Annotated in this window: 26 protein-coding genes and 3 tRNA genes; 16 read left to right on the top strand and 13 right to left on the bottom strand. The window is 68.6% G+C overall.

Annotation, left to right across the window (positions count from 1 at the left end; translation table 11 throughout):
• The first annotated feature begins 7 nt into the window (after positions 1-7).
• Together FB381_RS12170 and FB381_RS12175 are read left to right on the top strand one after the other, a co-directional pair.
• Entirely contained in the window at positions 8-1,192 is a 1,185-nt protein-coding gene (locus FB381_RS12170) for an acyl-CoA dehydrogenase family protein (protein ID WP_141780533.1), read from the top strand.
• Positions 1,189-1,545 carry a type II toxin-antitoxin system PemK/MazF family toxin gene (locus tag FB381_RS12175; RefSeq protein WP_246088079.1) on the top strand — a complete coding sequence of 119 codons (357 nt, stop codon included), beginning with the start codon at positions 1,189-1,191 and terminating at the stop codon, positions 1,543-1,545. Before FB381_RS12170 ends, FB381_RS12175 begins: the two co-directional genes overlap by 4 nt.
• Positions 1,546-1,627: 82 nt before the next feature.
• Here FB381_RS12175 and FB381_RS12180 read toward each other — a convergent pair whose 3' ends face one another.
• Positions 1,628-2,515 (bottom strand): AurF N-oxygenase family protein, encoded by an 888-nt coding sequence (locus FB381_RS12180; protein ID WP_141780534.1) that lies wholly within the window; start codon positions 2,513-2,515, stop codon positions 1,628-1,630.
• A gap of 61 nt (positions 2,516-2,576) precedes the next feature.
• Here FB381_RS12180 and FB381_RS12185 point away from each other — a divergent pair, with 61 nt between their 5' ends.
• Positions 2,577-3,257, top strand: a complete 681-nt coding sequence (locus FB381_RS12185; protein ID WP_141780535.1) for a TetR/AcrR family transcriptional regulator — start codon at positions 2,577-2,579, stop codon at positions 3,255-3,257.
• Entirely contained in the window at positions 3,254-3,529 is a 276-nt protein-coding gene (locus FB381_RS12190) for a DUF4873 domain-containing protein (RefSeq protein WP_141780536.1), read from the top strand. Before FB381_RS12185 ends, FB381_RS12190 begins: the two co-directional genes overlap by 4 nt.
• Positions 3,530-3,531: 2 nt before the next feature.
• On the opposite strand, the gene FB381_RS12195 is transcribed toward FB381_RS12190, so the two are convergent.
• Together FB381_RS12195 and FB381_RS12200 are read right to left on the bottom strand one after the other, a co-directional pair.
• Positions 3,532-4,293: a sulfite exporter TauE/SafE family protein gene (locus FB381_RS12195; protein WP_141780537.1), complete on the bottom strand. Its 762-nt coding sequence runs from the start codon at positions 4,291-4,293 to the stop codon at positions 3,532-3,534.
• 76 nt (positions 4,294-4,369) lie between these two features.
• Positions 4,370-5,071, bottom strand: a complete 702-nt coding sequence (locus FB381_RS12200; protein ID WP_141780538.1) for a FadR/GntR family transcriptional regulator — start codon at positions 5,069-5,071, stop codon at positions 4,370-4,372.
• A 113-nt stretch (positions 5,072-5,184) separates the two neighbouring features.
• Between FB381_RS12200 and FB381_RS12205 the strand changes: the two genes are divergently transcribed.
• The 9 genes from FB381_RS12205 (at position 5,185) to FB381_RS12245 (ending at position 15,760) form a co-directional block, all read left to right on the top strand.
• Complete coding sequence (locus FB381_RS12205) at positions 5,185-6,513, top strand: SLC13 family permease (RefSeq protein WP_141780539.1); 1,329 nt, start codon at positions 5,185-5,187, stop codon at positions 6,511-6,513.
• Between the two features lie 5 nt (positions 6,514-6,518).
• A complete protein-coding gene (locus tag FB381_RS12210) occupies positions 6,519-7,685 on the top strand; it encodes a CaiB/BaiF CoA transferase family protein (protein ID WP_141780540.1) in 1,167 nt (388 codons plus the stop codon).
• A 43-nt stretch (positions 7,686-7,728) separates the two neighbouring features.
• Positions 7,729-9,225, top strand: coding sequence for an MFS transporter (locus FB381_RS12215; protein WP_141780541.1), 1,497 nt, complete (start codon positions 7,729-7,731; stop codon positions 9,223-9,225).
• 32 nt (positions 9,226-9,257) lie between these two features.
• Positions 9,258-9,725, top strand: coding sequence for an OsmC family protein (locus FB381_RS12220; RefSeq protein ID WP_141780542.1), 468 nt, complete (start codon positions 9,258-9,260; stop codon positions 9,723-9,725).
• 46 nt (positions 9,726-9,771) lie between these two features.
• Positions 9,772-11,634, top strand: coding sequence for a helix-turn-helix domain-containing protein (locus tag FB381_RS12225; protein ID WP_141780543.1), 1,863 nt, complete (start codon positions 9,772-9,774; stop codon positions 11,632-11,634).
• Between the two features lie 84 nt (positions 11,635-11,718).
• Positions 11,719-12,987, top strand: a complete 1,269-nt coding sequence (locus FB381_RS12230) for a hydroxymethylglutaryl-CoA reductase, degradative (RefSeq protein WP_211352403.1) — start codon at positions 11,719-11,721, stop codon at positions 12,985-12,987.
• Positions 12,984-13,934: a hydroxymethylglutaryl-CoA lyase gene (locus tag FB381_RS12235; protein WP_141780545.1), complete on the top strand. Its 951-nt coding sequence runs from the start codon at positions 12,984-12,986 to the stop codon at positions 13,932-13,934. Before FB381_RS12230 ends, FB381_RS12235 begins: the two co-directional genes overlap by 4 nt.
• 15 nt (positions 13,935-13,949) lie before the next feature.
• Positions 13,950-14,390 carry a hypothetical protein gene (locus FB381_RS12240; protein WP_211352404.1) on the top strand — a complete coding sequence of 147 codons (441 nt, stop codon included), beginning with the start codon at positions 13,950-13,952 and terminating at the stop codon, positions 14,388-14,390.
• The gene (locus FB381_RS12245) at positions 14,390-15,760 is read left to right on the top strand and encodes a tripartite tricarboxylate transporter permease (RefSeq protein ID WP_211352405.1); all 1,371 of its coding nucleotides are present in this window, start codon (positions 14,390-14,392) and stop codon (positions 15,758-15,760) included. Before FB381_RS12240 ends, FB381_RS12245 begins: the two co-directional genes overlap by 1 nt.
• Positions 15,761-15,825: 65 nt before the next feature.
• Here FB381_RS12245 and FB381_RS12250 read toward each other — a convergent pair whose 3' ends face one another.
• Positions 15,826-17,454 carry an AMP-binding protein gene (locus tag FB381_RS12250; RefSeq protein WP_141780547.1) on the bottom strand — a complete coding sequence of 543 codons (1,629 nt, stop codon included), beginning with the start codon at positions 17,452-17,454 and terminating at the stop codon, positions 15,826-15,828.
• Between the two features lie 63 nt (positions 17,455-17,517).
• Entirely contained in the window at positions 17,518-18,834 is a 1,317-nt protein-coding gene (locus FB381_RS12255) for an MFS transporter (protein WP_141780548.1), read from the bottom strand.
• A gap of 137 nt (positions 18,835-18,971) precedes the next feature.
• Between FB381_RS12255 and FB381_RS12260 the strand changes: the two genes are divergently transcribed.
• Together FB381_RS12260 and FB381_RS12265 are read left to right on the top strand one after the other, a co-directional pair.
• The gene (locus FB381_RS12260) at positions 18,972-19,859 is read left to right on the top strand and encodes a helix-turn-helix transcriptional regulator (RefSeq protein ID WP_141780549.1); all 888 of its coding nucleotides are present in this window, start codon (positions 18,972-18,974) and stop codon (positions 19,857-19,859) included.
• 23 nt (positions 19,860-19,882) lie between these two features.
• Positions 19,883-20,455 carry a flavoprotein gene (locus FB381_RS12265; RefSeq protein ID WP_141780550.1) on the top strand — a complete coding sequence of 191 codons (573 nt, stop codon included), beginning with the start codon at positions 19,883-19,885 and terminating at the stop codon, positions 20,453-20,455.
• Positions 20,456-20,536: 81 nt separating this feature from the next.
• Here FB381_RS12265 and FB381_RS12270 read toward each other — a convergent pair whose 3' ends face one another.
• The 6 genes from FB381_RS12270 to FB381_RS12295 form a co-directional block, all read right to left on the bottom strand.
• Positions 20,537-21,304 (bottom strand): hypothetical protein, encoded by a 768-nt coding sequence (locus tag FB381_RS12270; RefSeq protein ID WP_141780551.1) that lies wholly within the window; start codon positions 21,302-21,304, stop codon positions 20,537-20,539.
• 87 nt (positions 21,305-21,391) lie between these two features.
• Entirely contained in the window at positions 21,392-22,750 is a 1,359-nt protein-coding gene (locus FB381_RS12275; protein WP_141780552.1) for a C2 family cysteine protease, read from the bottom strand.
• Complete coding sequence (locus tag FB381_RS12280; protein ID WP_141780553.1) at positions 22,747-23,040, bottom strand: flagellar protein FlgN; 294 nt, start codon at positions 23,038-23,040, stop codon at positions 22,747-22,749. Before FB381_RS12280 ends, FB381_RS12275 begins: the two co-directional genes overlap by 4 nt.
• A gap of 290 nt (positions 23,041-23,330) precedes the next feature.
• A tRNA-Val gene (locus FB381_RS12285) sits at positions 23,331-23,405 on the bottom strand.
• 43 nt (positions 23,406-23,448) lie between these two features.
• Positions 23,449-23,519: transfer RNA gene (locus FB381_RS12290), tRNA-Cys, on the bottom strand.
• A 35-nt stretch (positions 23,520-23,554) separates the two neighbouring features.
• A tRNA-Gly gene (locus FB381_RS12295) sits at positions 23,555-23,627 on the bottom strand.
• A gap of 166 nt (positions 23,628-23,793) precedes the next feature.
• Here FB381_RS12295 and FB381_RS12300 point away from each other — a divergent pair.
• The gene (locus FB381_RS12300; protein WP_141780554.1) at positions 23,794-24,615 is read left to right on the top strand and encodes an aminotransferase class IV; all 822 of its coding nucleotides are present in this window, start codon (positions 23,794-23,796) and stop codon (positions 24,613-24,615) included.
• A gap of 14 nt (positions 24,616-24,629) precedes the next feature.
• On the opposite strand, the gene FB381_RS24585 is transcribed toward FB381_RS12300, so the two are convergent.
• A complete protein-coding gene (locus FB381_RS24585) occupies positions 24,630-24,731 on the bottom strand; it encodes an MFS transporter small subunit (RefSeq protein ID WP_425465444.1) in 102 nt (33 codons plus the stop codon).
• Entirely contained in the window at positions 24,728-26,125 is a 1,398-nt protein-coding gene (locus FB381_RS12305; RefSeq protein ID WP_211352406.1) for an OFA family MFS transporter, read from the bottom strand. The genes FB381_RS24585 and FB381_RS12305 overlap by 4 nt, the downstream gene beginning before the upstream one ends.
• Positions 26,126-26,185: the final 60 nt, after the last annotated feature.

Here is a 26,185-nt window from a genome sequence, read left to right on the forward strand (position 1 = left end):
ACTTCCCATGCCACAGACCCCCCTCGAGCTCTTCGGCACCGAGGCCCTCATCGGCGCCGAGGACCGCGCGATCCGCGACACCGTGCGGTCGTTCGCGGAGAAGGAGATCAAGCCCCACCTCGCCGACTGGTTCGACGCCGGGGAGGTGCCCGTACGTGAGCTCGCCCCCGAGCTCGGCAAGCTCGGTGTGCTCGGGATGCACCTGGACGGCTACGGCTGCGCGGGCACCAGCGCCACGGCGTACGGCCTGGCCTGCATGGAGCTCGAGGCCGCCGACTCAGGGATCCGGTCGCTGGTCTCGGTGCAGGGCTCGCTGGCGATGTATGCCATCTGGAAGTGGGGGAGCGAGGAGCAGAAGCAGCAGTGGCTGCCCTCGATGGCGGCCGGCGAGGCGATCGGCTGCTTCGGGCTGACCGAGCCCGACTTCGGCTCCAATCCTGCCGGGATGCGCACGCGGGCGCAGCGCGACGGCTCCGGCGACTGGATCCTCAACGGCACCAAGATGTGGATCACCAACGCGCCGGTCGCCGACGTCGCGGTCGTCTGGGCCCAGACCGACGAGGGCGACAACGGCAAGGGGATCCGCGGCTTCGTCGTGCCCACCGACACCCCTGGGTTCTCCGCGCCGGTGATCAAGCAGAAGCTCTCGCTGCGGGCCTCGGTCACCGGTGAGATCGTGCTCGACTCGGTCAGGCTGCCGGAATCTGCCGCGTTTCCCGAGGTCAAAGGCTTGAAGGGCCCGCTGTCGTGCCTCAACGAGGCGCGTTTCGGCATCGTCTTCGGCTCCGTCGGCGCTGCCCGCGACTGCCTCGAGTCGGCGATCGCGTACGCCGCCTCCCGCGAGATCTACGACAAGCCCCTCGCCGGCTACCAGATCACCCAGACCAAGCTCGCCGACATGAGCCTCGAGCTCGGAAAGTCCATGTTGCTGGCGCTGCACCTCGGCCGCCTCAAGGACGAAGGCACGCTGCGCTCGGAGCAGATCTCGCTCGGCAAGCTCAACAACGTGCGCGAGGCGATCGCCATCGCCCGCGAGTGTCGCACCATCCTCGCCGCCGCCGGTGTCACCCTCGAATACCCGATCATGCGTCACGCCAACAACCTCGAGTCGGTGCTGACCTACGAGGGCACCAGCGAGGTCCACCAGCTCATCATCGGCCAGGCGCTCACGGGGGAGTCGGCCTTCCGGTGACCGGGCGTCAGCCGCCACGTGCCCATGTGCGACGTGGCGACGTCTGGTGGGTCGAGTTCGACGAGCGGCGGGCGGTCGTCGTGCTGTCGGGAGACGACGCGTCCGGGTTCCAGGCAATGCAGATCGTCGCCCCCGCGGGTGTCGACCTCACCGGTCTGGCCGTGGAGGTGGCGGTGGCGCCAGGGGAGGGACTGCCCTTCGACGGTGTGCTCCGCGTCGCACTTCCGCGGCCGGGCTCGATCCCGTGCACGTGGCTGACCACCGTGGACCGCGACGACCTGATCGAGCGAGCCGGCGCCCTGTCGTCGGCGAAGCTTCGCGAGGTCGACGCCGCTCTCCGTCTGGGCGCCTAACGAACTTTCGTTCCGCGCCTGCGGGGTCTTGTCGGTGCATGGTGCATGTGCGGGCGGGCGGGCGAACGAAAATCCGTACCAGTCAGCTCCGACGCACCAGGAAAGACGCCCGCCAGATCTTGCGGTCCTTCTCCGAGACCATGCCGTGCTCGGTGAGGTAGGGCATCATCTTCTCGCCCATCCAGGCCAGGCTCTCGCGGTAGTGCTCGTTGCCGAGCGCCTGGTGACGGGCTTCGGTCGGGTCGAGGCCGACGGCCGCGTAGCAGTCGGGGTGCACCAGCGAGCGGGCCATCACATAGGCCGAGCGGGCGGTGAGGTTCTGGTGCAGCCGGAGCTGCGTACGGCCCATCTTCTGCGACATCGCGACAGCGAGCTCCTCCCGGGCGAAGGTGACGTGGCGGGCCTCCTCGGTGACGTGGATGCGGGAGGCCATCCGGGTCAGCGGCTGACAGCGCTCGTCTTTCATCAGCTCTCGCTGCCACCGGTCGAGCGGCTCCTCGCCGACGAGGGTCGCGGAGAAGACGCTGGCCCCGCGCAGCACCGGAGCGAACCTGCCGATGCGCAGCACCGGCGGCCGCGGGCCGTACGCGGGTGCGCCCATCGCCGCGATCGCCCGGCCGAACATCACCGAGTGACGGGTCTCGTCGCCGATCTCGGTGAGCGCGTACTGCGTCCGCGCGGTGCGCGGGTCGGCCCCGTAGACCTCGCGGAGCAGCAGCTGCATCAGCAGCACCTCGAACCACACTCCGACGCTCATCATGCTGGCGACCTCGTGCCGGGAGAGCTCGATCTGCTGCTCCTGGCTGAGCCTGCGCCACAGGGGAGTGCCGTAGAGGGAGACGCGCTCGGGCTGCATCCACCACAGTCCGTCGACCGGCGCAGCGTCCCAGTCGAGGTCGACCTCCGGGTCGTACGACTGGCGCGCGGTCGAGCGCAGGAGCCGGTCTGAGGTCGCGTCGGTGATGGCCATGATTCTCCCAAGCTGAGCTAAGTGTTACCGCGAGTTACGGATAGTTGTTAGAGTGCAGGACATGACACGGAAGGTCAAGGACGACGGTCGCTCCTCCCGCTGGGACGCGCACCGTGAGACGAGGCGGGCAGAGCTCGTCGAGGCGGCCGTACGCGCCGTCGACTCCGGCGGCGCCGAGGTCTCGATCGCCGACATCGCCGCCGAGGCCGCGGTCAGCAAGCCGGTGCTCTACCGCTACTTCGCCGACAAGGCCGAGCTGCACGGCGCGGTCGGGATGTGGGCCGCGCAGCAGATCCTCGACGCGATCGTCGATGCCGTGCTGACGCCCGCGCCGACACGCGAGCGGGTCGAGTCCGGTGTCGCGGCGTACGTCGAGACCATCTCCCAGCACCCCAACGTCTACCTGCTCCTGGTGCGCCAGCACAGCGGCGGTGCCGATCCGCTCGCCGACGGCAAGCAGCTCATCGCGGCGACCTTCGCTCGCCTGCTCGGAGACACCTTCGGCCGCCTCGGCGTCGACGCCGCCGGCGCTGAGCCCTGGGCCCACGGCCTGGTCGGGATCGGCGAGTCCGCGGGGCAGTGGTGGCTCGACCGGCGCACCATGTCGCGCGCTGCGTTCACCCGCTATCTCAGCGAGTTCGTCTGGCACGCGCTGGAGGGCACCACGGCCGCGTACGGCGTCGACCTGAGCGCCCTCGACCGTCCCGAGATCGTCACCCCGCTGCGAGAGGGTCCCCGATGAGCGAGCACGAGCCCCAGCACCTCTACGACGGCCCCGCCCGCCTCGAGTCCGAGGCCGGTGTCTGGGAGTCCGACGTCGCGCTGCGCGGCGTCTTCCAGCCGATCGACGGCCACTTCCACTGGTACGGCCGGATCGGCACGACCCTCGCGGGCGTGCGCAACGGGCAGACCGTCACGGTACGCACCGATCACGGCGCCGCCGAGGGCCGGCTCTCCGACCTCGATCCCTGGGGCCGGTTCCGGGTCGCCGGAACCGGAAGGCCGCCGTTCTGAGGTCAGCGCACGAGCATGAGGATCGCCGCGCTGATGCCGACGACCACGATCAGCGTACGCAGCACCGTGGCCGGTAGCAGGCGGCCGATGCGCGCCCCGACGTAGCCACCGACGACCGATCCTCCGGCCAGCAGGCCCACGGCGCGCCAGTCGAGGTCTGCGATGGCCAGGAAGATCACGGTCGCGACTACGTTGGACGCCATCACGGCAAAGGTCTTGAGGGCGTTGATCGTCCGGAACTCCAGATCGGTGCCGAGGCCGAGCACGGCCATCATCATCACCCCGGACCCGGCGCCGAAGTAGCCGCCGTAGACACCGGTCAGGGTCGCGAACACCCCGGTCAGCCCCGACATCCGCACGCGGGGCTCGTCGTCGGTGGCGTGCTGACGCAGGAGCCTGCTGAGCCGAGGCTGCACCCCCACCAGCACACAGGTGCCCAGGATCAGCCAGGGGATCACCGCCTCGAAGACGGATCCTGGCAGCCGCAGCAGCAACAACGAGCCGACGATGCTGCCGCCGGCCGCGGTGAGCAGCACCGCGATCGTCACCGCCGGATGCTCGGCCAGCTCGCGTCGGTAGCCGAAGGAGCCGCTCAACCCTGCCGGCGTCATCCCGACCGTGTTGGAGGTGTTCGCCACGACCGGCGGAAGGCCGACCGCGACCAGCACGGGGAAGCTGAGCAGCGACGCGACCCCGACCGTGGAGGTGAGCACTCCCGCACCCAGGCCCGCGGCGAGCACCGCGAGCTGATCGGCCCAGCTCATGCTCCCGCCTCCGTCGAGGAGAGCAGAGCGTACGGAAGCGGCAGCCTGAGGTTCACTGTCGCTCGCTTGCGCTCGCTCATCCTTCGCGGAGCAGCGCGACGTCGCTGACCAGCATGACGTGACCGTGCATGGCTGCAGCAGCGGCGGCCCCGTCACCGCGGGCGATCGCGTCGGCGATGCGCTGATGGCCTGCGAGCGATGTCTTCGGGCGCTCCGGCTGCGAGAGCGACTCGATGCGGGTCTCCCGGATCAGCTCGCTGATCTCCGACATCATCTGGGCGAGGAGGGGGGAGTGGGCCGCGTCGGTGACCGCGCGGTGGAAGAGCTCGTCGCCCTTGACTCCGCGGCCGCCGCTGTCGATGTCCGTCGTCATCGCCTGCAGGGCTTCGTCGATCCGATCCAGGTCCTCCTGCGTACGCCGGGCGGCGGCCAGCGCCGCGATCTTGGTCTCCAGCGCGTCGCGAGCCTCGATGACGTCGGGGATCCGCTCGGCGTGCGCACGGATCGCATCGGTGATCCGCTCGACCTTGGGTGTGTCGGTCAGCACGGTGCCGTCGCCGTGACGCACCGCGACCACCCCGATCACCTCCAGGGCGACCAGCGCCTGGCTGAGCGTCGCCCGGCTGACTCCGAGGCTGGTGGCGAGCTTGCGTTCCGGGGGCAGCCGGTCGCCGGCCTTGAGGTCGTTCTCGGCGATCCAGGCCGTGATCTGCTCGGCGACCTGCTCGTAGAGGCGGGTTCGCTGCAGCGGGCGCGGAAACCGTGACGACTCACTCATGGCTACAGGGTATTGACGTTCGGCCGATTGTCCTATTGGCTAGGCCACTGAGCCGTCTGTGATCCGGGTCACATCCACGGTGCCAGCGGGGGCCATATGAGAAGGGATGTCCGATGGGACCGGAATGGGTGGCGATCATCGCGTTGGTCGCCTTGTTCGTGGCAGGCACGCTGCTGCCGATCAACATGGGAGCTCTGGCCTACGTCGCGGCGTGGCTGGTCGGCATGTTCGCGCTGGATCTGGACGAGAAGGAGATCTTGGCCGGTGTCAGCGCCGATCTGATCCTGACGCTGATAGGTGTCACCTATCTGTTCGCGATCGCGCGCAACAACGGCACCGTCGACCTGATCGTGAGCAGCGCCGTGCGCGCGGTGGGCGGTCGGGTCGCCCTGATCCCATGGGTGATGTTCGCGGTGACCGCGCTGCTGACCGCCATGGGTGCCGCCAGCCCGGCGGCCTGCGCGATCATCGGTCCGGTGGCGCTCGGATTCGCCGCGCGCTACAAGATCAACGCCCTGATGATGGGCATGTTCGTCGTGCACGGCGCCCAGGGCGGCGGCTTCTCGCCGATCAGCATCTACGGCACGATCACCAACTCGGTGATGGTCGACAACGGTCTGCCCGCCAGCGAGATGACGGTCTTCCTCACCAGCCTGGTCGTCAACCTGATCATGGCGACGATCCTGTTCTTCGCCCTCGGTGGTCGTGCGCTGATGAGCATGCGGCTAGACCCCGACGAGGCGGCCAGCGCCGCCGCCGGCGTACCCGGTGACCTGAACGAGGGCGGTGCGACCGTCCCCGCTCGCGGCTACGGCACCGTGGCCCCGACCGGCACCAAGCCCGGCATCCGTACCGAGCAGGTCCTGACGCTGGCCGCCTTCGTGATCGTCGCCGCCGTCGCGCTGTTCTTCGACAAGAACATCGGCTTCGCCTCGATCACCGCGGCGACCGTGCTGGCGGCCCTCTCGCCGAGCCAGCACAAGGACGCCATCCGCCAGATCGCATGGCCGACCGTGCTGCTGGTCGCCGGCGTCTCGACGTACGCCACGATCCTGAACACCGCCGGATCGCCGGAGTTCGTGGGTGGCTGGGCAGCGGGCCTGGGTGTGGCCGCCATCGGAGCGCTCGTGCTCTGTTACGTCGGCGGCGTGGTCTCCGCGTTCGCCTCCTCGACGGCGCTGCTGCCGATCATCATCCCGATCGCGGTGCCCCTGATCGCCGAGGGTGGCATCTCGGCCGCGATGTTCGTGGCCGCGCTGGCGATCTCCTCGACGATCGTCGACGTCAGCCCGTTCTCCACCAACGGCGCGCTGATGCTGGCCAACCGACCCGAGAGCATCACCGAGGAGCGCTACTACAAGCAGATCCTCGGCTACAGCATCATCGTGGTGCTCGTCGGACCCCTCCTCGTCTGGGCCACCATGGTCCTCCCGGGCTGGTGACGCATATGCGTGGACCGCTCGACGACATCGTCGTCCTCGACCTCTCTCGTGCCCTGGCCGGCCCTCACGCCGCGATGATGCTGGGCGACCTCGGCGCCCGGGTGATCAAGGTCGAGGCGCCCGGTCACGGCGACGACACCCGGGGCTGGGGCCCGCCGTTCGTGGGGGAGGAGGGGCAGCGGGAGGCGACGTACTTCCTCTCCGCCAACCGCAACAAGGAGTCGATCACCCTCGATCTCAAGAACACTGACGACACCGAGGTGCTGCTGCGCCTGGTCGATCGCGCCGACGTGCTGATCGAGAACTTCCGCACCGGTGTCCTCGACCGGCTCGGGCTCGGCATCGAGTCGCTCCAGGCACGCAACCCGCGCCTGGTCGTGCTCTCCATCACCGGGTTCGGCCACGACGGCCCTGAGGGCGGACGGTCCGGCTACGACCAGATCGCCCAGGGCGAGGCCGGGCTGATGTCGATCACCGGCTCGGGCCCCGAAGACCCCCAGCGGGTCGGCACCCCCATCGCCGACCTGCTGGCCGGGATGTACGGCTCCTACGGCCTGCTCGCCGCGCTCCACGAGCGAGAGCGAACCGGCCGCGGCACCGTCGTACGCACCTCGCTGCTCTCCGCGGTCGTCGGTGTCCATGGCTTCCAGGGCACCCGGTGGACGGTGGCGGGTGAGGTCGGCCGCGCTCAGGGCAACCAGCACCCGTCGATCTCGCCTTATGGCCTGTTCCGCTGCGCCGACGGCACCGTGCAGATCGCGGTCGGCAGCGAGGGCCTGTGGCGGCGCTTCTGCACCGCCTTCGACATCTCGCCCGAGCGCGAGGGGATGGCCACCAACCCCGAGCGCGCGGCCAACAGGGAGCGAGTCGTCGAGCTCGTCGAGTCGGTGTTCGCGCCGTGGCCGGCCGAGGAGCTGCTCGTCAAGCTCGCCGAAGCCGGTGTGCCGGCGGGGAAGGTGCGCTCGCTGGACGAGGTCTATGCCTGGGAGCAGACCGCCAGCCAGGGGCTGCTCATCGACGTCGACCATGCCACCTTGGGGCCGCTGACCCTTCCGGGCCCGCCGCTGCGGTTCTTCTCCGAACGCGGTGAGGTCACCCCGGTCGGCCACGCACCACCTCCCACCCTCGATGAGCACGGGGGAGACCTGCGGGCGTGGGTCGCGGACGACTGAGCGGGTCGTAGCCGTGTCGTCGGCGCGTCATTAGACTGTGGCGGTGACCGAGGCCGACAGCACCCTTCTCCGGTTGGGCACCGCCAGAGGGCGATGGGTGCTCGTGACCACCGTGCTCGGTTCCGGGCTCGCGATGCTCGACTCGACCGTCGTCAACGTCGCCCTCGGCCGGATCGGAGGGGATCTCGACGCCGGCTTCTCCGGGCTGCAGTGGACCGTCAACGCCTACACGCTCAGCCTCGCCGCGCTGATCCTCCTCGGTGGCTCCCTCGGCGACCGATTCGGGCGACGACGGGTGTTCCTGATCGGTGTGGTGTGGTTCGCCGTCGCGTCGTTGCTGTGCGGGCTGGCGCCAGACATCGATCTCCTGATCGCGGCGCGAGGGTTGCAGGGGATAGGTGGAGCCCTGCTGACCCCGGGGAGCCTGGCGATCATCGCCGCCTCCTTCCATCCCGACGACCGATCCGCCGCCGTCGGTGCCTGGTCGGGGCTCAGCGGCATCGCGGCAGCGATCGGGCCGCTCGTCGGTGGCTGGCTGGTCGAGCTCGACTGGCGGTTGGTCTTCCTCGTCAACGTCCCTGTCGCTGTGCTCATCGTCGTGGTCGCGGCCCGCCACGTGCCCGAGACCCGTGACCCCGACGCCGGTGGCCGGCTCGACCTGACCGGCACCGTGCTGGCCGCGGCCGGGCTGGGCGCCCTGACCTTCGGGCTGACCCGAGCGGGCGAGGTGGGGTTCGGGGGCTCGGTCGCGACGACCGCTGTCGCCGGTGTTGCGTGCCTGGTCGCCTTCGTGGTCGTCGAGGCTCGCTCGGCTCACCCCTTGGTGCCGCTCAGCCTGTTCCGCAACCCGCAGTTCAGCGCCGCCAACGCGGTCACCCTGCTCGTCTACGCCGCGCTGGGGGTGATCTTCGTGCTGCTCGTGCTGCAGCTCCAGGTCGTCAGCGGCTGGTCGCCGCTCGCCGCCGGCTCGGCGCTGCTGCCGGTGACCGTGGTGATGTTGCTCTTCTCCTCCCGTGCGGGCGCGCTGGCGCAGCGAGTCGGCCCGCGGCTGCCGATGACGGTGGGGCCGCTGCTCGCGGCGGGCGGCGTGCTCTGGATGGGGCGGATCGGCCCGCAGGCGTCGTACGTCCTCGACGTGCTCGCGCCCGTGCTGCTCTTCGCCTCGGGCCTCACCCTGCTGGTCTCGCCGCTGACCGCCACCGTGCTCGACGCCGCCGACGACCGGCACGCGGGCATCGCCTCCGGCGTCAACAACGCGGTGGCCAGGACCGCCGGCCTGCTCGCGGTGGCCGTGATCCCAGCGGCCGTCGGGATCGCCGGCGACGACTACACCGACCCGATCTCCTTCGACGACGGCTTCGGCACCGCGATGCTCGTGAACGCCGGCCTCCTCATCATCGGCGCCGCCCTCGCGATCGCATTCGTACGCCGCCCGCTCGCCGTCGAACCCACGCCCGAGGATCACCGGGTGCACATCGAGACGTGCGCCCACTGCGGCGTCACCGGCACGCAGCTTCACCCCGCCGACCACGACCTCTGATGGGGTTGCACGCCCATCGCTAGGGTGCGGACATGGCACTGACCCACGACTACACGGTCTCGGTGGAGTGGACGGGCAACCGCGGCACCGGCACCAGCGGCTACCGCGACTACGCCCGAGACCACGTCGTACGCATCGAGGGACTGCCCGATATCCTCGGCTCCGCCGACCCGACCTTCCGCGGCGACGCGACCCGGCACAACCCCGAGCAGCTGCTGCTGACCTCGCTGGCGCAGTGCCACATGCTCTCCTACCTGCACCAGGCCGTGACTGTCGGCGTCGTCGTGGTCGGCTATCGCGACGCCGCGATCGCCACCATGGAGACGCAGGGGACCGGCGGGCGGTTCACCCGGGCGGTGCTGCGCCCGGTCGTCACCGTCGCCGACGCGTCCATGATCGAGGCCGCGACCACCGCACACCACCAGGCCCACCTCGACTGTTTCATCGCCAACAGCGTGAACTTTCCGGTCGAGGTCGAGCCGACCGTTCAGGTTGGATGATCCGGAGCTGCGTGGGACCAACGGCACTGGTAGGAGGCGCGAAAACATGACGGAGCAGGTGCGAGCACTGGCCGAGCTGGTCCGTGCCGACCAGTCGGTCACGCCCGAAGAGCTGCGGGAGGCCGCTGTCGGCCTTGAAGAGGAGACCGTCCGAGCGCTCCTCGACGTACGTGCGCGGCTCGACCGCCTGCGCGCTCGCGACCGTGAGCTCTCCTCGCTGATGGCCAGCCTTCGTGAGCTCGTGGAGGTGCGTGACGTCCAGAGGCTCCTGCAGAAGCTCGTCGACCGCGCGCACGAGCTCATGGGCACCGACCTGACCTACCTCTCGGAGTACGACGAAGCGACCGACGAGCTGCTCGTGCGAGCAAACCGGGGCACGATCTCGTCGAACATGCGCGACCTGCGGGTCCCTGCCGGCATCGGCTTGGCCAGCAAGGTCGTGCAGACACGTACGCCCCAATGGACCGCTGCCTACGATGCCGCGGCGTTCCCCCACGAGAGCGAGGTCACCGCGGCGGTCGAGGCCGAACACATGGAGTCGATCCTCGGGGTGCCGCTGATCTCCTCGGATCGGGTGCTCGGTGTTCTCTTCGCCGCAGACCGTTCCGCCCACACCTTCAGCAGCGAGCAGATCTCCCTTCTCACCGCGTTCGCGGACCAGGCGGCGGTGATTCTGCAGTCGGCTCGGCTGCTGGCCGCGGAGCGTGAGTCGGCGGCCAACGCGGCCGCCGCCCGCGCGGAGGCAGAGCAGCGGGCCTCCGCGATGGAGGGATCCGCCAGTCTCCACGAGCGTCTGACCCGGCTGGTGCTCGAGGGTGAGGGATCGTCCGCGATCGCGAGGATCCTGGCCGAGTCGCTCGGGCGTCCGGTCGCGATCGCGGATCGAGACCTCGCGCCGTTGGCGACGAGCGACGATCGGGCGGCGGGCTGGTGGAGCGCCGGGCGACTCGGCCCCGAGGTCAGCGGCGCGATCGAGAAGAGCCGGGGCACTGCAAGATGGGTCGACGTCGGCACCGACGTCCTCGGCGTGGTCGCTGCGATGGCCGGGCGCACGTTGCTCGGCGTGCTGCTGGTGGGCGGAGACCCACTCGACGAGGTGCAGCGTCGGACGGTCGAACGCGGGGCGCAGAGCCACGCCCTGGTCACCATGCAGCGAGATGCGATCGCCGACGCCGAGGAGCGAGTCCGCGGTGAGCTGGTCGGCGATCTCGTCTCCGGGCGCCAGAGCTGGAACGGTTTGCGCCACCGAGCCTCGCAGCGCGGCGTGAATCTCGCCGGGAGCTGGACGCCGGTGGTCACGGCCGGATGGAAGCAACAGCGGTGGAGCCTGGTGCGTGCACTGTCAGGCCTCGACTCCGGGTGGCTGGTCGCGCAGCACGACGCCGGTGTGGTTGCGCTGGTGCCGGGATCACCCGACTCGCGGCAGCTGGCCGATCGGGTCCACGCGCGCTTGGCCCTCGGTGGTGGCACGGGTTTGGTCCTGATCGGCAGCACGACCCGGATCGAGGACATCCCCGGCGAGGTCGCCGAGCTCTCCACGCTCTCGCGGATGCTCCCCGGGATCGGAGTCAGCGACGCCGCCGTCATGGGACAGGACTACGCGCCGTACCTGGCTCTGTTCGGGCCGGACGGCGATCGAGCGCTGGCGTTCGCTCGCGGCCTTCTCGACCCGTTGCTGGCATGGGACACGTCGCACCGCTCCGACCTGGTTCGCACGCTCGACGCATTCCTGACTCACAACGCCAGCGTGACCCGGGCCGCAGCGGCACTCTTCGTGCACCCGAACACCGTCAAGCAGCGCCTCGAGCGTATCGACCAGCTGCTCCCAGGGTGGCGACGTCAGGAGGCCAGGTTCCGACTGGGGATCGCGCTGCAGCTCCACAGCCTGTCCAGATCGGACACTCCATAGCGTCGATCCTGTCTGGTTTCGACATGTGCGGCACGTCACAACGAATGGTGTCCTTGGCGGGTCAGTCAACTGAGAGGACAGCTCGTGACCACCAGCCGCATCCAAGGCTTCCGCAACCTGAGTGTCGAGGAGCGTCGCTCCGTCGTGACCCAGCAGACCGGCGTCGACGCCGCCGCGCTCGCTGCATTCGACGACGGCGGCTTCGGGGCCGATGCCGCCAACCATCTGAGCGAGAACGTCATCGGCACGTTCTCCCTGCCGATCGGCATCGCGGCCAACCACACGGTCAACGGGCGGGACGTGCTCGTCCCGATGGTCACCGAAGAGGCGTCGGTGATCGCCGCCGCCAGCAACGGCGCGCGGATGGCAAGAACGCTGGGTGGCTTCCACACCTCGAGCACAGGTCCGATCATGCAGGCACAGATCCAGGTGGTCGACGTCGTCGACCCTCACGCCGCGCGACTCCGTGTTCTCGAGGCTCGCCATGAGCTGATCGAGCTCGCCGAAGCCCAAGACCCCAAGCTCGCCGAGGTCGGTGGCGGTGTCCGCGACCTCACCGTCCGTGTCGTCGACTTCGAGGACGAGGCGTACGTGGTGGCTCACCTGGTCGTCGACGTGCGCGACGCGATGGGCGCCAACGCGGTCAACACCATGGCCGAGGCAGTGGCCGACCGGGTAGCCGAGCTCGCCGGCGGGCGTGTCGTCCTCAGGATCCTCACCAACAAGGCCGACCTTCGCCTGGCGCGTGCCCGCGCCGTGCTCGACGCCGAGACGCTCGGTGGGGATCAGGTCGTCGACGACATGGTCCACGCCTACAAGCTCGCGGCCGGTGACCCCTATCGCGCGGCCACCCATAACAAGGGCATCATGAACGGCATCTCCGCCGTGGTGCTCGCGACCGGCAACGACACCCGCGCCGTCGAGGCCGGAGCGCACTCCCACGCCGTCAGCGCCGAGGGCCGCTACACCTCGCTGTCGACCTTCGAGAAAGATGCTGACGGCAACATCGTGGCGACCCTCGAGCTTCCCATGCCGGTCGGGCTCGTCGGCGGCGCGACCAAGACCCACCCGGGCGCTCGCGCCGCGGTCGCGCTGACCGGCGCGACCTCTGCCGCCGAGCTCGCCGAGCTCATCACCGCTGTCGGGCTGGCGCAGAACATCGCCGCGCTCCGGGTGCTCGCCAGCGAAGGCGTACAGCGCGGCCACATGTCACTGCACGCGAAGAACATCGCCATCGCCGTGGGGGCCGGTCCCGGCGAGATCGGTCAGGTCGTCGAGCGGCTCATCGCCGAGAAGGCATTCCGCCACGACCGCGCCGAGGCCGTGCTCGCTGACCTGCGGAGCGGGAAATGAGCCTCACCACGGACCTCGGGCTGCCGATGCGGGTGGCCGACCCTGATCTGCCCGCACGAGTGCGGATCTACGAGGTCGGTCCACGCGACGGGCTCCAGGCCGAGCCGACGGCGGTTCCGGTGGAGGTCAAGGCCGAGTTCGTCCGCCGTCTCATCGCGGCCGGTCTGACCAGCGTCGAGCTGACCAGCTTCGTGAACCCCCGGCGCGTGCCCCAGCTCGCCGACGCCCGCGAGCTGGTGCGCATCGTCGACCTCGATGCCGGGCTTCGTCATCCGGTGCTGGTGCCCAATGCCCGGGGGCTCGACGACGCGCTCGCGGCCGGTGTCTCCGAGGTCGCGGTGTTCAGCAGCGTGACGGAGTCGTTCTCGCAGGCCAATCTCGGGGCGACCCGCCTCGACGTCGCCGCAGCACAGGCTCAGGTGACCAAAGACGCGCTGGCTGCCGGTGTCGGCGTACGCGGTTATCTCTCGATGGTCTTCGGCGACCCGTGGGAAGGTCCGGTAGCGGTGGAGGAGGTCGTGGCCGCCGCCACGGCGATGGCCGAGACCGGAGTCGGCTCGATCTCGCTCGGCGACACCATCGGGGTGGCGACGCCCGGACACGTACGCAACGTGATCCGCGCCCTGGTCGCTGCCGGGATCCCGGTCGACCGGCTGGCGCTGCACGCGCACGACACCTACGGGCAGGCGCTCACCAACGTCTACGCGGCCCTGCTCGAGGGCGTCACAGAGTTCGACGCGTCCGCCGGCGGCGTCGGCGGTTGTCCGTTCGCCCTGAGCGCCACCGGCAACCTGGCGACCGAGGACCTCGTCTGGATGCTCGACGGGCTCGGCATCGACACGGGCGTCGACCTCTCCGCGCTGGTGGAGACCAGCACGTGGCTTGCCGGACACCTGGGCAGGCCGACCGTCTCGCGAGCCGCCAACGCGCTCGCCCTGAAGAACTGATCGGAGAACTGTCCCATGTCCCGACTCATCGAAGTCTGGGGTGACACCGTCGACACCAAGCACCTGAGCGCGTCGATCGCGCTCGGTGCCGGCATCGCGACCCCGACCTTCCTGCTGGGCAGGAAGTTCTTCAGAGCGACCGTGGAAGACCAGACGCTCGCCCAGTCATATGCGTTGCTGCTCGGGCTCGCCGCCTGTCTGGTCGCAGCGTTCATCGCCGCCCGGCTCTTCAAACCCAAGCGCATCGTCACTCAGAGCGCGGCAACCGCCGAGAGCCGCCGAGAGGCGCTCGCGGCCATCGCGGCCGACGGAGGGGAGTGGACCGATCCCGCGGATCTGTCGGTCGAGGCGCGGGACGAGCTGCGCCAGCTCGGGCTCTACGACGTGCTGGTGCAGGCACACCTCGACGCCGAGCCCGGCGCCGGCACCGGCGACCAACAGGAGGCACGCTCATGATGGAACCACTGCTCTGGGCCATCGGTATGGGGCTGATCGGCGCTGTCGTCTTCGCCGCCATCGGGCTGGTGTCGGGCACCGACGAGACCGCCGTCGTCGCACCCATCACTCTGCTCGTGGTGCTCCTCGGCGTGCCTGCCGCCGGTGTCTTCAGCTTCTTCCTCGCCGCGGTCATCTCCAAGCACATCACTCATGCCATCCCCACCACCTTGCTCGGAATCCCGGGCGACACGATGGCGGCGCCGATGCTGGCCGACGCCCAACAGCTACGCGAGCTCGGCGTGCCGCACATCGCCCTGCGCAAGGCGATCTCGGGCGGCGTACTGTCCGCATTCATCGCAGTTCCGCTGGCAGTCCTCTTCGCCTGGATGCTCTCGCCGGTGGCTGACGAGATCGGTCAGGCAGCGCCGTGGATCTTCGCGGGAGCGGCCATCCTCATCGCGCTCACCTCGAAGGGCCGCTGGGCCGCGGTGGCGGCGATGTTCCCGTTCGTGCTGCTGATCGTGGGGATCAACTCGTTCGTCACCGCAGAGCTCGGCCACGCACTGAGCATCAGCTTCTTCCTCGGCATCGCCACCGGTCCGCTCATCGCAGACCTCTTCCTGGCGATGTCCCCAGCAGGCCGAAAGAGCCTCGAGCGCAGCGGGCCCCGCGAGTTCGCCCTCGCTCCGGACGTACGGACCTGGGCGGGCCGGATGCCCAACCCGCTCAAGGTCCTCGACCGTAAGCAGGTGGCCTATACCTCAGGTGCGGCCGTCGTCTCGAGCGCAACCTTCGTCTTCTCGCCGGTGGCGATGACGGTGCTGATGGGTGAAGCAGTGGGTGCCCGCGTCAAGAACGGCTATCACAAGCTCACCACCAAGATGGCCGTACGCAACGGCACGACGGAGTCGACCTACATCGCGGAGACGCTGATCCCGCTGGTCGCGCTCGGCCTGCCGCTCTCCCCGATGGCTGCAGGCCCGGCGGCGCCGCTCTTCAACGCACCGCCGGTCTACACCGTCAACGCGGAGACCGGTGCGACCAACAACCTCCACAACCTGCTCTCGACGTGGGAGTTCCTGGCGTTCGGTCTGGTCGCGGTCACGATCGCCACCCTGGTCGCCTACCCGTTCGCGATGACCAATGCCCACCGTGCGGCGTCCTGGGTCATGCGCAATGTCTCCCACGAGGCGATCATCGGCGCATTCGCCGGCCTGATCCTCGTCATCTGCCTCTACGAAGGTGGCATCCTGGCGGTGCTGGTCACCGTGACCGTCGGCTTGGTCGGAGGCCTGCTCAACCGAATGTTCGGCATGCACTCCGGAGTGCAGTTCATGGGCTACTACGCCGCGGTGCTCACCGTCCCCGCCATGATCGCGCTGGGCTGACCCACCTGCACGCCGCCAGCGGGCCCCGGCATTGCCGGGGCCCGCTGGCGTCCTCGTCCGGACGCTCAGAGCCCGAGCAGCTCGACGCTCCGCTTGCGCATGTCGATCTTGCGGACCTTGCCGGTGACCGTCATAGGGAACTCGTCGACGAGCAGCACGTAGCGGGGAAGCTTGAAGTGGGCGAGCTTGCCGCTGGCGAAGGCGCGGACGGCCTCGGTGTCCAGCGGCTCGGCGCCGGGGCGCATCCGGATCCAGGCGCAGAGCTCCTCGCCGTACCTCTCGTCGGGCACGCCCACGACCTGGGCCTCGGCGATGTCGGGGTGGGTGAAGAGGAACTCCTCGATCTCGCGCGGGTAGATGTTCTCCCCGCCGCGGATGACCATGTCCTTGATCCGGCCGACGACCACGCAGTAGCCGTCCTCGCGCATCACGGCGAGGTCGCCGGTGTGCATCCAGCCGTCGGCGTCGATCGCGTCGGCTGTCTTCGTCTCGTCGTCCCAGTAGCCGAGCATCACCGAGTAGCCGCGGGTGCAGAACTCGCCGGCCGTGCCGCGGGGGACCACCTCACCGGTGACCGCGTCGATGATCTTGACCTCGACGTGCGGCGCGGCCCGCCCGATCGTCTCGGTGCGCCGCTCGAGATCGTCGTCGGTGCGGGTCTGGCAGGAGACCGGGGAGGTCTCGGTCATCCCGTAGGCGATCGCGACCTCGCTCATGTGCATCTCGCTGACGCACCGCTTCATCACCTCGATCGGGCACAGCGCGCCGGCCATGATCCCGGTGCGCAGCGTGGAGAGGTCGAAGGAGGCGAACTCCGGTTCGTCCTGCATCGCGATGAACATCGTCGGTACGCCGTACAGCGCCGTGCACTTCTCCTCCTGCACGGTCTGCAGCGTCGTACGCGGGTCGAAGCCGGGGCTCGGGATCACCATGGTCGCGCCGTGGGTGGTGCAGCCGAGGTTGGCCATCACCATGCCGAAGCAGTGGTAAAAGGGCACCGGGATGCAGAGCCGGTCCTGCTCGGTGAAGTGGATCGTCTCGGTGACGAAGAAGCCGTTGTTCAAGATGTTGCGGTGCGAGAGCGTCGCGCCCTTCGGGAAGCCGGTCGTGCCCGAGGTGTACTGGATGTTGATCGGGTCGTTCGGATCGAGCTCGTACGCGACGTGGTCGGCGATCGCCTCGCCACGCCCGTCGGCGAGCAGCGCCTCCCACTCCGGCGTGCCGAGGAAGATCGTCCGCTCGAGGGCGCCGCAGTCGGCCTCGACCTCGCCGACGAGGGCGGTGTAGTCGCTCGTCTTGAACGAGGTAGCGCTGATCAGCAGACGGACGCCGGACTGGTTCAGCGCGTAGGAGAGCTCGTGGGTGCGGTAGGCGGGATTGATGTTGACCAGGATCGCGCCGATCTTGGCGGTGGCGAACTGGACCATCGTCCACTCCGCGCAGTTCGGGGCCCAGATGCCGACCCGGTCGCCCTTGCCGATCCCGGCCTTGCGCAGCCCCACGGCGAGCGCGTCGATGTCCGCGTTCAGCTCGGCGTACGTCCAGCGGCGCCCGGTCGCGATCTCGACGAGTGCCTCGCGGTCTCCGTGGTGCTCGACGGTTCGATCGAAGTTGGCGCCGATCGTCTCCTCGAGCAGCGGGATGTCGACGTCGCCGCGGGCAGACGACTCGGGCGCGGATGTGGTCTCGGTCATGCGGCCAGCATGACCGAGACCGTGGCCCGCGTCACACCCCCGAAAGAGGGTAAAGCAGTCGGCTCAGGCGATCGCGGGGTCCGCGTCGAGCGCCACGCGGCTGGTCTCCTTGGCGACCAGGAGACACACGACGCTCAGCAGCGCCAGCGCGGTGAGGAAGTAGGCGATGCCGTCCGTGCCCCAACGGGCCAGCAGGTCCTCGGCGATCACGAGCGGCACGGCACCGCCCAGGATGCCGGCGATGTTGTAGCCCAGGCCGGCGCCCGTGTAGCGGTACCTCGCATGGAACATCTCGGGCAGGAAGGCCGCGATCGGGCCGTAGTTGAGGCCGAGCACGCAGAGCAGCAGGCTGTTGCCGAGGGCGAAGCCGGCGAAGCTGCCCGGCTCCATGACCCCGAACGCCAACGGGCCGGCGATGACACCGAAGCCGGCACCCACGAGCAGGACCATCCGTCGGCCGAACACGTCGGAGAGCCATGCCGAGGCGATCACCGTCAGGCTCATCGCGAAGGCGGCGACGATGACGCCGAGCAGGGCCTGCGTCATGCTCAGGCCGAGGCTCCCGACCGCGTGGGCGACCATGAAGCTGGCGCCGGTGTAGAAGGCGCCGAAGACGATCGCCATGATGCCGCCACCGAGCAGCACCTGCCGCCACTGGTCACGCAGGCAGCCGAGGAACGGCAGCGCGCTGCGGGCGCCGGCCGACTGCACCTTCTTGAACGACGGCGTCTCGGCGACCTTCAGGCGCACCCAGAGCCCGACGGCGACCAGCACGGCGCTCGCCAGGAACGGGATCCGCCAGCCCCAGGCAGCGAAGGCCTCGGGCGCCATCAGCCGGAACGTGGTGAGCATGGCGGCCGCCGCGATGATCAGGCCCAGGCTGGGACCGAGCTGGGGGAACATGCTGTAGCGGCCGCGCTTCCCGTGGGCGGCGTACTCCGTGGTGAGGAGCGCGGCACCGGCCCACTCGCCACCGAGCGCAATGCCCTGCAGTGCTCGCAGCAGCACCAGGATCACCACAGCGCTCTTCCCGATCGACTCCACACTGGGGATCAGCCCGATCGCAAACGTCGAGGTGCCCATGATCATCAGCGTCGTGATGAGCGTGGCCTTGCGGCCGATCCGGTCGCCGTAGTGCCCGAACAGGATCGCGCCCAGAGGACGGAAGACGAACGCGACTCCGAAAGTCGCTATCGAGGCCAAGGTGCCCTCTGGCCCGCCCATGGACGGGAAGAAGATGGCGTTGAACACGAGCGCCGCCGCCAGGCCGTAGATGAGGAAGTCGTAGAACTCGATGGTGGTGCCGGTCAGGGACGCGGTGGCGACGCGGCGCATCGTGCGTGCGTCCACCTCGGGTCTTTCAGCCGTGATGTGTGACATGACGCTGTCTCCTACTCTCAGATGGGTGACCTGAGTGTGCGGCGGCATCGAATCCCCCGATACCCCCAGAAGAGTGCCCTCGAAAGAGGGGGTGTCCCTCTTGTTGCTTGTGATGGCCGTCACTTACCCTCGGCATCATGAGCAGCACCGCGATCGCAGCAGAGGCGCCCTACGACGGCGCCCGGATCGCCCAGACACTGGCGTCGTTCCGCACCTCGTCCGGTCTGGACCTCGCCTTCGGTGGTCCGGTCCGTAGCGACGGCACGGTGATCGACATCACCGCGACCTGCGGTGCGCGGGGCACCGCCCTCCGCGGCCTGCGGGTCGTCAACGGGCAGGGCCTGGGTGGGAAGACGCTGCAGACCCGCCAGCCCGGCGCGGTCGACCACTACTACTCGGCTCGCGGAATCACGCACCTCTACGACACCGCCGTCGCCCAGGAGCAGCTGCAGACCGTCGCCGCCCTGCCGATCCTGGTCGACCGTACGCCGCGCATGCTTGTCTACCTCGCCTCTCGTTCGCGCCTCGGCCTCGGCACCGTCTGGTACGACAGCCTGCGGCCCCTGATCCGTGCGCTCGAGCGGGAGATCCTGATCGACGACGCGGTCCGGGCCAGGCTGTCCCGCCTGGCCCCAACCCCCGCACCGGCCCCACCTGCCCAGGATGCCGCCGCGAAGCGCGACCGTGCCGAACGCCAGGAGATCGCCGTCGAGCTGACCGACCTTGCGAGCCAGGTGGTCGATCCGGACGTACGCAGCCGGCTCGAGGCCATGGTCCTGCGGCTCACCGGAGCGGCGGGGGAGGCGAAGCCATCTCAGCTCGCCCCACCCGTACGCCTCGCCGCCCGCGAGGTCGACGTGCTCCGCCAGGTCGCCCTCGGCAACAGCAACCGCGAGGCCGCCGAGGCCCTCGGGATCGTGGAGAGCACCGTCAAGTCCTACCTCAAGAGCGCAACCCGCAAGCTCAGCGCCAACAACCGCGTGCACGCCGTCCGGATCGCCCGCGAGGCCGGCCTGATCGACTGATCCGCGTCCCGTACGCTCGCGGAGTGGCCACCGTCGGAGTCATCGCCTGCGCCGCGGGCGGCGTGGAGGATCTCCACGACAAGCTGATCACGCCGCTGCTGCACGCCGGCCACCGTGTGCCGGTGACCCTGACTCCCACCGCCTACACCTGGCTGACCGCGAACGACGAAGCCGCCCGCATCGAGACCGCCACCGGCTTCCCGGTGCGTGGCCCGAGCCGACTCCCGTGGGAGCCGCGCACCCATCCCGCGCAGCTCGACGTCATCGTCGTCGCCCCAGCGACGTTCAACACGACCGCCAAGATCGCCCTCGGCCTGGCCGACAACCAGGCCCTCACCGTCGTGACCGAGAGCCTGGGCACCGTCCCGGTCGTTATCTTTCCGCTCATCAACGCCGCCCACGCCGCTCACCCCGCCTGGCCCTCCCACATGTCCGCCCTGCGCGCCGCCGGCGTACGCCTGATCGAGGGCCCCGACCTCTGGCCCCTCCACCCACCCCGACAGCTGCCACCGGACCAGGCACTGCCATGGGAGGCGATCCTCGAGGCCGCCATCACGGCGGCTGGGGTCCTCAATCCTGCGGATAACCAACCATGACAGCCATGGCGGACGGCCTCACGGTGTCGAGCTCTTGTCCTCGTCATGGAGGTCGGCCCGCACCCTCATGGCGGACCTGGCTCAGAGAAGCTTCTCGACCCGGCGACGGTTGACGCCGACGGGGGTCGCGGTGTTGATCACCGTCGGCGTCGCGCCGGAGGTATCGATGAAGTAGACGCCGACCAGGAAGTCGTCCTTGCCGATCGGGAACGACCATGTCCCGCCCGGCTCGCTTGGCTGCGGTCCTTGCGCGACGTCGATGTTGCTGCCGAGATCACCCTTGAGGACCTCGATCGGTTCGATGCTGGCGTGGTCAGAGAGATTGAGCCTCGGGGTGCGATCGGTGACATGGTCAGCGTCGCCAAATGCGGAGCCGTAGACGATCAGGTCGGCGTCCTTGGCCCACGCGCTGAGTTGTTTGGTGGTGGCCGCTGGCCTGCGTTCAGGTAGGTGGGCGAGCACACGGGCGAAGGCCTGCGGTGCGTACGCATCGTCGTGGACGCCGACGTAGCCGAACAGGGTGGGAGTGCCGGATTCGGTCTTGAGGACGAATGTCCCGGCGAATCGCCCACGGGCCGGGCCGTCGGGATCGGCCTCGGACGTGAGGTAGTAGGCGGAGTCCGGCTTGCTGATCTCCAGGTTCCCGGGCCGTGCATCGCCTTTCAACACCTTGTCGACGGCGATCGTCGCCGACTGCGCCTCGAAGGTGGAGGCGTCGTTGTCGTCGATGGCTGGCGCTGCCTTCGTAACGGTGCCGCGGACGATGAGGTCGGCCTCGGCAACCAGATCGGCGATGCTCTCGGCCTTGTTGGTGGCTTGGTCGCTGTGAGAATCGGTGGTCTGGGGCACGGTTGGCTCCTTCTGGGTGGTGGAGCAGGCCGTCGCGACAAGCACAACGGCACAGACGACAGGTAGTACGCGACGCATGGATGTCTCCTACTTGGCGACTTGGACTTCGGCGAAGTTGTCGGCGAACTCGTCGAGCGGCATCCGGAAGATTCCGTCGCCCATAGTGGTTCCACCTGCTTCGTTGATCGGATCCTCCATCTGCCCGTGGCTTGCCCATGGGTTCCGGAGTTCGACGTACTTGACGCCATCGACCTCATAGACGTCGGTCACGGTCAGCGAGTGCCCACCCTCGATACCCAACTCGTCTCGCACACTCGCGCTGACCGGCCTGTTGTCGTCGAGCGCGTCGTCGATCCGGTTGTAGGAATCCTCGGGGGAGACGTTGTTCCCGAAGAAGAAGTCCTTCGTGCTGTCGGGGTCGAAGTTGTCGACGTCGTAACCGAAGAGGTCTTCCATGGCGTTCTCAGCGTTGCCACCGTCGATGTCGCCGTACGATCCCTCCCGCGCCGCGTAGGCAGATTCGATGACGCTGATCCACTTGGCCTGGTCGACGTCACCGTGGTCGAGCAGCGCGTTGTCATCAACGGTGACCTCCTCACCATCGGCGAAACGCACGGTGTACGTGCCGTCTCCGTTGTCGGTGATCATGTCCTCGATCTTGGATGGGTCAGCCTGTGCTTGGCCGGCAAGGGTCGAGAGCAGCCAGCAGTCGCCGAACGCGCCCTGGTGTATGTCGTCCATCTCCGGTTCGCCGTCGGGGTAGAGCGGATCGGAGGAACGGTCCTCGGTCAGATCGTCGTCGAAGTTTTCCCACACATAGTCTTCGATGGCATCGACGGTTCCGTCATGAACCTCGGCAAGAGCCGCATCGTAGGCATCTTTCCACTCGTCGTAGGCTGCATCCCACTGGGTAGCTTCCTGCTTCCAAGCCTCGTACGCATCTGCCTTGGCCTGGTTGTCCTCGGCGATCTCCTTGGCGACCGGACTATCGGCGGGCAGGGGTACGGGGCCCACCGAGACGTCGTCCGGACTACTCGCGCCGTCCTTGTCTCCGGGCAGCGACAGGTAGGTCTGCCACAGATCTTCACACGATGACGCCAACGTGTCGGCCCGTGTTTTCGTGCCGCTGACACTGCTGCCGTAGCGTTTCAGCGCCGTTCCCACAGGCTCGTAGAGTTCGCCAGCCTGGGTCAGCGTGTAGGCTGCTGAACCGACAGACTCACGCAGCGCGTCGACTGCGTGACCAGCCATCTCGCCGCCACCGAGCTGGTTGGCCTGGATCTGGAGCAGTGTCGTTGCCGCCTTGACCATGTCCTGGCCCGCCTGAACCATCTCGTCACCGTTGGACTCGACCGTCTCCGGGTTGCCATTCATCGATCGGATCGGTCTGCCCTGGGGAGAGAGGCCTGCATTGCCGATCGCTTCGATCGAGTCACCCAGGCTCATTGGTCCACCATCCGAGCTGCTGCTGTGTCGAGGGAGTCGAACGCGTCGATGACGGCCTGGACATGCTCGCTGATCTGTTCCAAGCTGTCGCGCAGGCGGGCCCGCTTGTCATCCCACCGAACCTCGAACTCGGTCGACTGATCTCGCAGCCCGGTCTCGCCGAACGGGTCAGCGACCGCAGATTCGAGGTCTGCTGCACGATTCGGTGCAGAGTCCAACTCGCTGACGATCACGTCCAAGGCTGCTTTCACTTCGGATAGCGCGGCATAGTTGATCTCGACGTCAGACACGGTTGGTCGCCTTCCCGGAGGGCTTCCCCGTTTTTACCAGTGTTGCGGAGGCGATGGGAAGCAACACACAAGGCCGAACGAAGGCCGAACAGTTGTGCTGTCGACGACCTGGGGGGATTGCTGCGCCGCGACCAGATCGTGGGGCGCTCTTGACGGTGGACTGCAGATCGGAGCTCAGCGACTCGCGATTCGCCTGGTAGTCGTTATCGCCGCAGCCCGGCCGACGTCGCACCGGGGCCGGAAATGAGTACTGGCTCTGACCTATATCTCGAGGTCAGAGCCAGATTCGGTGGTGGACGATACTGGGTTTGAACCAGTGACCTCTTCCGTGTCAAGGAAGCGCGCTACCGCTGCGCCAATCGTCCGTGGTTATTCAGTTTGTGCAGTTTACATCAGGGTGGTGCTTCGAGGTGGGTACGGGATTTGAACCCGTGTACACGGATTTGCAGTCCGTTGCCTCGCCTCTCGGCCAACCCACCGTTGGAGGCAATGCCTCCGGTGGAGACCTACTCCGAGCGGACGACGAGGCTCGAACTCGCGACCTCAACCTTGGCAAGGTTGCGCTCTACCAACTGAGCTACGTCCGCTTGTGCTTCGGACCGGTTTCCCGTGCCCTTGGCGACGAGAAGAACATTATCGGAGCCGTGCACACCGGACAAATCGGGGGTCACCTGCGTGTCATTCGCCGGCCACCTCGGCGACCCTCTGAGCGGGCATTCCCGGCCCTGACCAGGGAGGTCATAGAGTTGCCGCATGCGCGCATGGATCGATGGCCAGCTTCTCGACGACCCGAAGGCTCCGGCCGTCTCCATCACCGACCATGGGCTCGTCGTGGGCGACGGGGTCTTCGAGACCCTCAAGGTGATCGACGACCAGCCGTTCGCGCTCGCTCGTCACCTTGACCGGCTCGAGCGCTCGGCTGCGGGCCTGGGGCTTGCCGCTCCTGACCGTGCTCTCGTCACCAAGGGGATCGAGGCCGTGCTCGGGGCGGGCCCGACTGCGTACGGACGGCTGAGGATCACCGTGACGGGCGGGCCGGCGCCGTTCGGCTCCGGCCGCGCGGAGGTCGCTCCGACGATCGTGGTCGGGATCGAAGACACAGACCCCAACCCGGCCGAGACCAAGATCGTCAGCGTGCCGTGGCGCCGCAACGAGCACGGCGCGACGACCGGCCTGAAGACCACGTCGTACGCCGAGAACGTCATCGCCCTCGCCGAGGCCCACAAGCAGGGGGCGACCGAGGCGATCTTCGCCAACACGGTGGGTGACCTGTGCGAGGGCACCGGGAGCAACATCTTCTACGTGCTCGACGGGGTGCTGAAGACCCCAACGCTCTCCAGCGGCCCGCTCGCCGGGATCACCCGTGCCCTGGTGCTGGAGTGGTTCGGCGCGGAGGAGACCGACGAGCCGCTGGCCGACGTCGAGGAGTACGCCACGGAGGTCTTCCTCACCTCCAGCCTGCGCGACGTGCAGGCTGTCACGCAGTGGGGCACGCGCACCCTCCCGCACGGCCCGGTGACCCGGGCGGCGCAGGAGGCGTGGCGTACGAACGAGGCGAGTCTGCTCGGCCTCTGAACGGCCCCGAGACCTCAGCCGGTGAAGAGCTGCACCGCCCGGCGCAGCGTCTCGATCACGCCGTAGGCCAACGGGATCCCGACCAGCGCCCACGCGCCGGCGACCTTGGCACTCATGCCGCACTCCTCTCGGTCTCGGACGGCCCGCCGGACGCCGGCTCGTGATATCGCTCCGGCACCTGGCGGACCAGGAGGTTGGCGACGAACCCGATGGCCAGCAGGCCGACCATGGTCAGCAGCGCGGGCCGGTAGGCGGCCGCGGTCAGTGTGCCGGGCTCGCCCTGTGCGTCGAGGAAGGCGTTGATGATGAGCGGTCCGGCGATCCCGGCCGCCGACCACGCGGTCAGCAGGCGTCCGTGGATGGCGCCGACCTGGAACGTACCGAAGAGGTCGCGCAGGTAGGCCGGGACGGTCGCGAAGCCGCCACCGTAGAAGGACAGGATCACGACGGCGAACAGCACGAACAGCGCCGTCGAGACATGGCCGGCGGTCGCCAGCAGCAGATAGACCACGACGCCGACGCCGAGATACATCATGTAGATCGGCTTGCGACCGATGATGTCGGAGGTCGTGGACCAGACGAACCGGCCGCCCATGTTGGCGATCGAGAGCAGCCCGACGAAGCCGCCGGCGGCGACCGCGCTGACCGCGGAGACGCCGTCCTCACGGAAGAAGTCCTGGATCATCGGCGCAGCCTGCTCGAGGATGCCGATGCCCGCGGTCACGTTGCAGAACAGCACGATCCACACCAGCCAGAACGAGCGAGTCCTGATCGCGCTGTTGGCCGAGACGCTCGCGGTGGTGACGAGCTTCTTCTGCTTCACGCTCGACGGGTCCCAACCCTCCGGCGTCCAGCCTTCCGGTGGCACCCGGACGGTGGCGGCACCGAAGGACATCAGCACGAGATAGACCACACCGAGGGTGAGGAAGAGCATCATCACGGCGTGACCGTCAGGGACCGTGGTGGCGTCGCCGGTGTAGGACGAGTCGTAGAGCGAGAGCAGCCGGCCGCTCAGCGGGCTGGCGATCATCGCGCCGCCGCCGAAACCCATGATCGCCATCCCGGTGGCGAGCCCGGGTCGGTCGGGGAACCACTTGATCAGGGTCGAGACCGGCGAGATGTAGCCGATGCCGAGCCCGATGCCGCCGATGAAACCGTAGCCGAGGTAGACCAGCCACAGCTGGCCGGTGCCGATGCCGAGGGCACCGACGAAGAAGCCGGAGACCCAGAAGATCGTGGCCAGCGTCATCGCCGCACGGGGGCCGTTGCGGTCGACCCAGGTGCCCATGACGGCTGCGGAGAGCCCGAGCATCACGATCGCGATCGAGAAGATCACACCGATCGCGGTCTGGCTGGAGTCGAAGTGCTCGACGAGAGCGGTCTTGTAGACGCTGGTCGCATAGACCTGGCCGATGCAGAGGTGGACGGCGAGCGCCGCCGGGGGAATGAGCCAGCGACTGAAGCCGGGGCCGGCCACCGTTCGCTCGCGGGACAGGAAAGCTGGCAGCACTGGGAACCTCCGAGTATGGGGTGACGCACATCACTACCACATCGGGGTGGGTGTCGGCGA

This window comes from Nocardioides albertanoniae, assembly GCF_006716315.1.
GTDB classification, from domain to species: domain Bacteria; phylum Actinomycetota; class Actinomycetes; order Propionibacteriales; family Nocardioidaceae; genus Nocardioides; species Nocardioides albertanoniae.